The organism is Variovorax sp. FG153 (genome assembly GCF_057809595.1).
Genome location: NZ_JBMDKG010000044.1, coordinates 62,538 through 72,245 on the forward strand (window position 1 = coordinate 62,538; position 9,708 = coordinate 72,245).

6 protein-coding genes are annotated in these 9,708 nt (G+C 70.0%); 4 read left to right on the forward strand and 2 right to left on the reverse strand.

Annotated elements, in window-relative coordinates:
- Positions 1 to 43: 43 nt before the first annotated feature.
- Genes ACODT0_RS33215 through ACODT0_RS33225 form a run of 3 tightly spaced genes read left to right on the forward strand, consistent with a single transcriptional unit; the run spans position 44 to position 3,317 of the window.
- A complete protein-coding gene (locus ACODT0_RS33215; protein ID WP_261212404.1) occupies positions 44 to 598 on the forward strand; it encodes a TRAP transporter small permease in 555 nt (184 codons plus the stop codon).
- Positions 595 to 1,875 carry a TRAP transporter large permease gene (locus ACODT0_RS33220; RefSeq protein ID WP_489043206.1) on the forward strand — a complete coding sequence of 427 codons (1,281 nt, stop codon included), beginning with the start codon at positions 595 to 597 and terminating at the stop codon, positions 1,873 to 1,875. Before ACODT0_RS33215 ends, ACODT0_RS33220 begins: the two co-directional genes overlap by 4 nt.
- Positions 1,875 to 3,317: an ELWxxDGT repeat protein gene (locus ACODT0_RS33225; RefSeq protein ID WP_489043207.1), complete on the forward strand. Its 1,443-nt coding sequence runs from the start codon at positions 1,875 to 1,877 to the stop codon at positions 3,315 to 3,317. Before ACODT0_RS33220 ends, ACODT0_RS33225 begins: the two co-directional genes overlap by 1 nt.
- A gap of 85 nt (positions 3,318 to 3,402) precedes the next feature.
- Here ACODT0_RS33225 and ACODT0_RS33230 read toward each other — a convergent pair whose 3' ends face one another.
- Both ACODT0_RS33230 and ACODT0_RS33235 read right to left on the reverse strand, forming a co-directional pair.
- Positions 3,403 to 5,619, reverse strand: coding sequence for an outer membrane protein assembly factor BamB family protein (locus ACODT0_RS33230; RefSeq protein ID WP_489043208.1), 2,217 nt, complete (start codon positions 5,617 to 5,619; stop codon positions 3,403 to 3,405).
- Positions 5,620 to 5,737: 118 nt separating this feature from the next.
- Entirely contained in the window at positions 5,738 to 6,796 is a 1,059-nt protein-coding gene (locus ACODT0_RS33235) for a ThuA domain-containing protein (protein ID WP_489043209.1), read from the reverse strand.
- 750 nt (positions 6,797 to 7,546) lie between these two features.
- Between ACODT0_RS33235 and ACODT0_RS33240 the strand changes: the two genes are divergently transcribed.
- The gene (locus ACODT0_RS33240; RefSeq protein WP_489043210.1) at positions 7,547 to 9,463 is read left to right on the forward strand and encodes a sialate O-acetylesterase; all 1,917 of its coding nucleotides are present in this window, start codon (positions 7,547 to 7,549) and stop codon (positions 9,461 to 9,463) included.
- Positions 9,464 to 9,708: the final 245 nt, after the last annotated feature.

Sequence of the window (9,708 nt, forward strand, 5' to 3'; positions counted from 1 at the left end):
CCGTGCACGGCGCACGCCCCCCGACCGGATTGAAGAGGACGACATGAATCGATGGATCGATCGCGCCTGCCGCGTGGTGGAGGCGCTGATCGCGACCTTCCTGGCCGCGATGGTGGTGCTGGTGTTCGGCAACGTGGTGCTGCGCTACGGCCTCAACTCGGGCATCACCGTGTCCGAGGAGGTCTCGCGCTGGCTGTTCATCTGGATCACCTTCCTGGGTGCGCTGGTGGCGCTGCGCGAGCATGCCCACCTCGGCGTGGACATGGTGGTCGGCAAGCTGCCGCCGCTGGGCCGCAAGCTGTGCCTGGGCGCCAGCCACCTGCTGATGCTCTACATCCTGTGGCTGCTGTTCCAGGGCAGCCTGGCGCAGACGCGGATCAACTGGGACGTGGAGGCGCCGGTCACCGGCGCCTCGATGGCCGTGGTCTACGCCTCGGGCCTGGTGTTCTCGGTGCTGGCCGCGGCGCTGCTGCTGATCGAGCTGCTGCGCCTGGTCACGGGCCGGCTCGCCGACGACCAGCTGGTGGCGATCCAGGAATCGGAAGAAGCCGCCGCGCTCGCGCAGGTGCTCGACCACGAACGGGAGCGCCGCGCATGACGATCGCCGTCTTCCTCGGATCGCTGCTGCTGGCCATGGCGCTGGGCATGCCGATCGCCTTCGCGCTGCTGGCCAGCGGCGTGGCGCTGATGTGGCAGCTCGACCTGTTCGATGCCCAGATCCTGGCGCAGAACCTGATCGGCGGCGCCGACAGCTTCCCGCTGCTGGCCGTGCCCTTCTTCATGCTCGCGGGCGAGATCATGAACGCGGGCGGCCTGTCGCGCCGCATCGTCGCGCTGGCGCTCGCGCTGGTGGGCCACGTGCGCGGCGGCCTGGGCTACGTGACGATCATGGCGGGCTGCCTGCTGTCGGCGCTGTCGGGCTCGGCCGTGGCCGACGCCGCGGCGCTGACCGCGCTGCTGCTGCCGATGATGGTCTCGGCCGGCCACGACCGCGCCCGCGCGGGCGGCCTGATCGCGGCCACCGGCATCATCGGCCCGGTGATCCCGCCGAGCATCGGGCTCGTGATCTTCGGCGTGGCGGCCAATGTCTCGATCTCCAAGCTCTTCCTCGCGGCGATCGTGCCCGGCCTGCTGATCGGCGGCGCGCTGTGGATCACCTGGGCCTGGCTGGTGCGGCACGAGAAGATCGAGCCGCCGCCGCGCCAGTCCGGCCGCCAGATCGCCAGCGCCGCGCGCGAGGCCGGCTGGGCGCTGATGCTGCCGGTGATCATCCTGGTGGGCCTGCGCATGGGCGTGTTCACGCCCACCGAGGCGGCCGTGGTGGCCGCCGTCTACGCGCTCTTCGTGGCCACGGTCATCTACCGCGAGCTGCGCTTTCCCGATCTCTACAAGATCTTCGTGAGCGCCGCCAAGACCAGCGCGGTCGTGATGTTCCTGATCGCCGCGGCGATGGTCAGCGCCTGGCTGATCACGGTGGCCGACCTGCCCGCCAAGGTGGTCGCGCTGCTCGAGCCCTTCATGGGCAACAAGATCTTGCTGATGATCGCGATCATGCTGCTGGTGATGGCGGTGGGCACCGCGATGGACATGACGCCGACCATCCTGATCCTCACGCCGGTGCTGATGCCGGTGGTGGCGGCGGCCGGCATCGACCCGGTCTATTTCGGCGTGATGTTCATCATCAACAACTCGATCGGGCTGATCACGCCGCCGGTGGGCGTGGTGCTCAACGTGGTGGCGGGCGTGGGCCGCATGCGCATGGACGAGGTCACGCGCGGCGTGCTGCCCTTCATGGCGGCGGAGTTCGCGATCATGTTCCTCATGGTGCTGTTCCCGCAGCTGGTGACGGTGCCCGCGAAATGGTTCGGCGGCTGATGCGCGCGCCCGCCCTGCTGCCTTCGCGCTGCCGGCTGCGCGCGCTGTGCGCGGCGCTTGCGCTCTTCGTTCCGCTGGCCGCATCGGCACAGGACCCGACACGCGACGTGCTGCCCGAACAGTTGCAGCCGCGCGCCTTCATCGGGCCGACCGGCCTGGTGCGACTGGGCCAGCGCGTGCTGTTCTCGGCCTTCCACGTGACCACCGGCCAGGAGCTCTGGAGCAGCGACGGCACCACCGCCGGCACCGTGCTGCTGAAGGACATCCGCCCCGGCTTTCGCGGCGCCTTCCCGAGCTGGCAGACGCGCTTCGGCGCGCACGTCTACTTCACCGCCACCGACGGCGAGCACGGCCTCGAGCTGTGGCGCAGCGACGGCACCGCGCGCGGCACGCAGCGCGTGACCGACCTCAACCCCGGCGAGGCCGACGCCATGCCGGCCGAGCTGACGGCCTGGCGCGATGCGCTGTACTTCGTCGCCAACGACGGCCGCCACGGCTTCCAGCTCTGGAAGACCGGCGGCGATGCGCGCAGCACGCGGCGCGTGTCCTCGGTCGACGCGGGGCCGGGCGCGGTGGTGCGCCAGCTCACCCCGGCCGGTCGGCGGCTGTTCTTCACCGCCACCAGCCGCGCCCATGGGCACGAGCTGTGGGTCAGCGAGGGCACGCCCGAGACCACGCGGCTGGTGAAGGACATCCGGCCCGGCGCGGAGGACGGCAACCTCGAGAACCTCGTGGCGATCGGCGAGCGGCTCTGGTTCACCGCGAGCGACGGCCGGCATGGCATCGAGCTCTGGACCAGCGACGGCAGCGAAGCCGGCACGCGCATGGTCAAGGACATCCGCCCCGGCGAGGCCGCGTCGCGGCCCGCGCATCTCACGGCCGTGGGCGCCACGCTCTACTTCGCGGCCGAGGACGGCACGCACGGCATCGAGCTCTGGCGCAGCGACGGCACCGAGGCCGGCACGCAACTGGTGAAGGACATCCGCCCCGGCGCCGCGAGTTCGGTGCCCGGCCCGCTCGCGGCCTTCGGCGGCCGGCTCTACTTCGCCGCCACCGACGGCGCGACGGGCGCCGAGCTCTGGACCAGCGACGGCAGCGCGGCCGGCACCCGGCTCGTGAAGGACCTGGGGCCGGGAGCCGGCAGCGGCTCGCCCGCGCGCTTCGCGCAGGCCGGCAGCCGGCTGTGGTTCTCGGCGAACGACGGCGTGCACGGCGTGGAGCCCTGGTCCACCGACGGCAGCGCGGCCGGCACGCGCCTCGCGGCCGATGTCGCGCCCGGACCGCGCCATGCGATGCCGCTGGGCTTCGTCGCGCTCGGCGGCGCGGTGCTGTTCGTGGCCGACGACGGCCTCGGCAACGAGCGCCTGTGGTCGCGCAGCACGAAGGGCGGCGCGCGCCGCGCCACATTGATCGGCGATCCGCTGCGCGAGCGGCTGCGCTGAGCCGCGCCGGCTCGCCGGCTCCTTTCCCGCGCCAACGAAAAAAGGCCCCGGTTCGCACCGGGGCCTTCTTGCATCGCGCGCGGCCTCAGTACACGACGATCTTGCCGGTCGGTCGCGCGCTGTGGCAGTCGTTGTAGAAGTACTCGCCGGGCGTGTCGAAGGTGTGCTGCGCCGACTGGCCCGGTGCGAGCCTGAAGTCGAAGCGGCCCTCGAAGAACTGCGTGGCGCAGTGCAGGTTGGCGTTGCCGGCGGGGTTGGTGAAGGTCACGGTGGTGTTCGCGGGCACGCGCATCCAGGTCGGCGTCATCGCGTTGACCGCGGTGCTCTCGCTGGTGCCGGGCGCGTTGGCCGCGGTCTGCACGCGCGCGAGGAACACGGTGTTGGGCGTGGGCAGCGCCGCGCCTTCCACCGCCTGGCCCGACACCGGCCGGCGCACCTCGGGCGGCTTGGGCGTGGCCGCCGGCGCCACCGTGCCGCCGACCTTGAAGGCCCAGAGGTAGTCGCCGCGCGGCGCCGAGTCGCCGTAGGGGATGCTGGTGCCGCCCGCATACACCGCGATGTACTGCTCGCCGTCGACCTCGTAGGCCACCGGGCTCGCGGCGATGGCCGCGCCGGTCTGGAAGCGCCACAGCTCGCTGCCGTCGCCCGCGTCGAGCGCGAGCAGGTTGCCGTCGGGCTGGCCGATGAACAGCAGGTCGGCGGCCGTGCTCAGGATGCCGTTGCCGTGCGCCAGCGAATAGGGCATGGGCTTCTTCCACTTGACCAGGTTGGTGCTCGGGTCGACCGCCACCACCGCGCCCGTCATGTAGGTGCCCGGCGGGCGCAGGCCGTTGCTCGACTCGGTCAGCGAGTGCGCGGCCGAGACGTAGCCCATGCCGGTGTAGACCAGGCCGGTGCGCGGGCTGAAGGACTGGTGGTTCCAGTTGGCGCCGCCGCCGTGGCCCGGGATCGACAGCAGCGGCACGTCCCAGTGCGCGTCGTAGAGGCAGCCCTTGAGGTAGTTGGGCACGGCGCGGTTCGGGTCGCCGGGGATCGCGGTGCCCAGCGGCTGGTCGACGATGCAGGTCTCGGTCCAGGCGCCCTGGCGCGGGAAGGGCTGGGTCGGCCAGCTCGCCTGACGGGCGTCCTGCTTGACCGGCATCTCGTCGATGCCCAGCGGCGCGCTGCCGTCCTTGCGATCGAGGATGTAGTACATGCCGGTCTTGCTGCCGTAGATCACGACCTTGCGCTCCTGGCCCGCGATCCTCACGTTGGCCAGCACGGGCGACATCACGTTGTCCATGTCCCAGATGTCGTGGTGCACCGACTGGAAGTGCCACTTGTACTCGCCGGTCTTGAGGTCGAGCGCGACGATCGAGTTGGCGAACAGGTTCAGGCCCGGCCGCGTGGAGCCGTTCTGCGACGAACCACCGCGCACGTTGCCGAAGGTCCAGTACACCAGCCCCAGCTCGGGATCGACCGCCGGGTGGATCCACGGCGTGGCGCCGGTGCGGTCCGACTCGGGCGCGCCGCCCCAGGTGTCGTAGCCGCGCTCGCCCACGCGCGGCACGCCCCAGAAGGTGGAGAGCACCTTGCCGGTGGCCGCGTCGGCCGAGAAGGCGGCGCCGCGGTTGCCGTCGTTGGTGCCCACGTACAGGCGCTTGTCGTGATAGACCAGCGCCACCTTCTGCACGGCACCCTGGTAGTCGGCGTCGGTGCTGCTGCTCGGGTACTGCTTGATCCAGACCGGCTTGCCGGTGTTCGTGTCGAGCGCCACCAGCCGGTTGCCCGTGGCCACGGTGTAGACCAGGCCCAGGTCCTTCGCGACCGCCGCGCCGCGGCGCGTGATCGCGCCGTAAGGCGTGGTCCATTTCCACTTGGTGACGCCGGTCTTGCCGTCGACCGCGATCAGGTTGCCGAGCGCCGACTCGATGTAGATCACGCCGTCGACCACCACCGTGGTGCTCTGGCTGTTGCCGGTGTTGGTGCCGCCCTCGATGCGGTTGAGCCAGGCGCCGCCGAGCTGGCCGACGCGCGCCTTGTCGATCTTCGCGAGGCTCGAGTAGTTCTGGTTGCCGAGGTTGCCGCCCACCTTGGGGAAGTCGCGGTCGCCCGCGGTGCAGCAGTCGGCGAGCGCGGCGGCCGAGGGACCGGCCGCGGGCGGTGCCGGCGGCGGGGCCGGCGGGTTGGGTGCCGGCGGGGGCGCCGAGAACCAGGGGAAGGCGCCGCCGCCCGAGTCGCCGCCGCCGCAGCCGGCCAGCAGCAGGGGTGCGCCGATGGCGCCGCAGGCGAGCAGCGTCGCTGCCAGTGATGTGAGTCGCATGGTGAAGATCTCCGCTCCGAAGAAAAGGTTGTCCGCGATGGGAAGGAGGAACGCGGCGCGCAGGGCTGCGCGCACGGCGCCAAGGCACCGTGCGGGCCGCGAGGCCGGTCGGGTCAGCTCAGGGCGTGGTGCAGAAGGGCGTCAGGCCCATGGCCGACTTCACGCCCTGCACCACCAGCTTCTGGAACTGGTCGGCGCCGGGTCCGGTCGAGCTGGCGCTGAACGAGTGGTCGTTGTGGCCCAGCGTGCTGAGCCAGGCGCGGCCGCCGTCGTAGTACTGGCACCAGGCCACGGGATGGAAGTCCGCATGGCCCGGATGCGGCGGCGAGGTCAGCGGCTTGAGCGTGGAGGTGTCGACCTTGGCGAGGAACTTCACGTTGGTCGGGAAGGGCGCGAGGTTGTACCACTCGTCCTGGAAGGTGAAGCGCCTGGGCAGGTCCACGGTGGAGGGGTCGTCGGCAATGATCTCGACGTCGCCCGAGCGGTTGGGCCCGTGGTTGTAGAAGTTGGCGTTGCCCAGCAGGCCTTCGTAGTAGGGCCAGTTGTATTCGGCGCCGAAGGCGTTGTGCAGCCCGACGAAGCCGCCGCCGCGGCGCATGTAGTTTCGCAGCGCCGTGCGCGCGGCATCGTTGCTGGTCGTGACCGCGCCGTTCCACAGCGTGTCGCGGTTCGAGCTCGCGAAGATCACGGCCTTGTAGTTGTTGATGCGGCTGCCGAGCACGGCCACGTCCTCGGTCCAGTCGGCCGCGATGGCCGCGTCCTTGAGCATGCGCACCAGGCCGGCCTGCATCACGTTGTCGGGATTCATGACGGGGTTGAGGCCCGGGCCCATCGGCGTGCCGAGGTTGGCGTGGCGCGGCCCGGCGGTGCGCGAGTAGATCAGCACGCGGTCGGGCGTGGTGGCGAAGGCGCCCCAGTCGTTGTAGCACTTGGGGTCGGTGCCGCGGCAGACGTTGTAGTAGGTGTCGAAGCTGTTGTCGGGCGCCTCGGCCACGGGATCGGTGGGCCGGTCGTCCACCGGTTCCTCGGGCGCAGCGGCCGGCGGCGGCGGTGGCGGCGTCACCGCGATCGGCACGAAGCCACCACCGCCGCCGCTGCCGCCGCCACAGGCGGTCAGGGCCAGGGCGAGCGCCGCGCTCGACACGAGGCCGAGGGTCAGGGAATGAGCTGGTTTCAACGAAGTCTCCTACTTGTAGTCGTGGCCGGGACCGCGCGGGCGCGCCCTGCCGGGATGGCTCGACTGCTTCCGATGGCCGGGGAAGCAGCCGACGAAGCACCAAGGAATGCCGGCCTCAGACGGGAAGGAAAGCGACGCCCTGCTTCGATCGGGTGCGGCAGGCCGCCCTCCCTCGGCGAGCGAAGGAAGCTGCGGTTGCGACGACGGAAGCAGGCGCGAAGGACGCGCGGGGCGCGGGCGAACGCTCAGGACGGCGCGTTCGGCACGCGCCGCAGATCGGACACGGACAACGGACGAGGCAGTGGCACGGATCGTCTCCAGGACTGGGAGTCGGGGCCGAAGGGCCCGCTGGGAGGAATCATAAGCAGAACTGGAAAATATTTCCAGTATAGAAATTCATTCCTTTATCAAGGCTTACCCTCCTCCGCCGGGAGGCGGCGGGCGGGAGCACCTCGGGCCGCGGCCGCCTCGCCTCCTCGGTGTCGCGGGTCGCCCGTTCGAGGCCGCGGGCGGGCACGCGAAATTTCTTTATGGAATGAATTCATCGGCGAGGCCGATTGGTCAGCCGCCGGCCATTTCGCCCACTCATGCAATTCGGGATTCTTGAAATTCAATCCTCCAGGAATTGAATCGATTGCGTAAGAAGACCGTCAGCCGATCGCCAAAGACTCCCGGCTTCCAAAGGCCGCATCTTTCAAAAAATCAAAAAACCGGCCCGCCGTATTGATCGGTAGCAAAAGGAGGCAAATCGTGAAATCACTGCGAAATATTCTGGCCTGCGCGGCCGCGTGCCTGGTCCTCGCGGGATGTGGAGGCGGCGATACGAACACGCGCTTCGTCCCCGTGCCCGTTGCCGTGGCGCCCAATGGCGGCGACACCCGGGGGCCCGGGCCGGGAGGCGGCACGACGACCGATCCGGCGGTGCCGGAGACTTCCGCCGAAACCGGGTTCGACGTATTCCTGCTCGCCGGCCAATCGAACATGGTCGGCTGGGACAAGAACTTCGATCCGGTTCTGGACGCACCGGACCCGCGCATCCTGCAATTGGGCTTCTGGAACGATCACCGCAATTTCGTCATTCCCGCAATCGATCCGCTCGACCATCCTCAGCGCGACAACGGGGTGGGTCTGGCCATGCAGTTTTCCAGGGCCTATCTCAATGACCTCCCCAAGGGGCGAGGCATCCTGCTGGTGCCCTCGGCTTTCGGCGGCACCGGCTTCTATCAACAGCGCTGGAATCCCGGAAACGACCTGTTCGAACAAGCCGTGGAGCGAGCCAATGCGGCCATGGCCACGCATCCGAACAACAGGTTCGCCGGCATCCTCTGGCACCAGGGCGAGGACGATGTCCGCTTCTGGGGCTCGCAGCCGGCGCGCTACGCGGCGGCGCTGGATGCGGCGATCTACGGGTTCCGGGCTCGCATCGCCGGGGCGGCTTCGGCACCGATGATCCTGGGGAAGTTCACCGACAGCTGGGGACTGGTCGACACGACGTTCAACGCGGCCGGCGAAACGACGGCGGCCAAGGCGAACATCATGCAGGCCATCGACGAGACGACCCAGCGCGTTCCATTCACCGCCGTGGCCTCGTCCACCGGTTTGCCGTCTCCTCCCGGCGACCCGATTCACTTCAGCGCGGCGGGCCAACGGGAACACGGGCTGCGCTATTTCGCGCAACTGCCCCATGCCCTGGCCAATGCACCGACGGCCTTCGCGCCGCCTTCGGCACCGACGGCCTTGAGCGCCACCTCGGGAGCCAGCTGGATCGAGCTGCGCTGGACTGCGCCGGCCCTCTCGGGCCGTAACGCCATCACGGGCTACCGGATCGCCTACCGCCTGTCCGGCGAGGCCGCCTGGACCGACACGGGATTCGCCACCAGCCTGGCAACCTCCATCATGCTGAGCGGCCTGAAACCCGACGCGAGCTATTCGGTGCGCATCGCCGCCGTGGGCCAGGCCGGCCTGGGCACCGCGGCCCAGCTGGATGCCATCGCCACCTTGCCGGCGCAGACGGTCCGCGTGCCGCCGGCGGCTTTCGAATACGCCTTCGAGGACGGCGACCTGGCGAACACCGGTTCGCTGGGCACCGCGATGAATGGCACGGCCGCCGGCAAGGGGGTCGGCTTCGTGGACGATGCCATGCGCGGCAAGGTCATGCGGCTGTCGCAGGACACCGGCGCGCCGGGCTGGGTCACGGTGCCACGGGCGATCAATGCCACGGCCTACACCAAGTCGGTGTGGGTGAAGCTCGGCACCTACGCGGGCGCCCAGAACCTCGTGTCGAGCGACAACCAGGGGCGAACGGCCGGGCAGCACACCTTCTTCCTGCCGCAGGGCAAGCCCGTGTCCGCCGGAGGACATGGCCAGGGCTTCGAACTGGTCGCGGACCCCTCCGGCCCTCCCGAGCTCGACACATGGCACCACTTCGCGGTCACCTATGACGCGGCGGTATCCGGTGGCGTGCTGAAGCTCTACAGGAACGGCGTGAAAGTCTCGGAGAGGGCCGGGGTCCCGGCCCTGCGCGACCAGGCCAGCTTCTTCACGATCGGCGCCTTCATGGGCGGCAATGGCTTGAACGACGGGTTCCTCGACAACGTGCGCATCTACGACAGCGCCCTCGACGCCGGCACCATCGGCGATGTCCACGCAAAGGAACGCCGGCCCTGAGCCGCGGCGCGCGGCAAGAAAAAAGGCCGGCTCCCTGAAGAGCCGGCCCTTGCTTGCGAAGGAAGTCCCGTCGGATCAGAACGGAATGTCGTCGTCCATGTCGTCGAAGCCCGACGAGGACTTGGCCGGTGCCTGGCGCGGCGCGGGCGCCGGTGCGCGTGGCGCGGCGGCCGGCGCGCGCCCCAACGTCGACCTGGCGGCGGCGCTGATCTGGATCGGGGGCATCGCGGCCTACCACGCGCTCG

Coding starts and splice junctions, on each gene's coding strand:
- ACODT0_RS33215 (WP_261212404.1), top strand. CDS start 44: ATGAATCGATGGATCGATCGCGCCTGCCGCGTGGTGGAGGCGCTGATC.
- ACODT0_RS33220 (WP_489043206.1), top strand. CDS start 595: ATGACGATCGCCGTCTTCCTCGGATCGCTGCTGCTGGCCATGGCGCTG.
- ACODT0_RS33225 (WP_489043207.1), top strand. CDS start 1,875: ATGCGCGCGCCCGCCCTGCTGCCTTCGCGCTGCCGGCTGCGCGCGCTG.
- ACODT0_RS33230 (WP_489043208.1), bottom strand. CDS start 5,619: ATGCGACTCACATCACTGGCAGCGACGCTGCTCGCCTGCGGCGCCATC.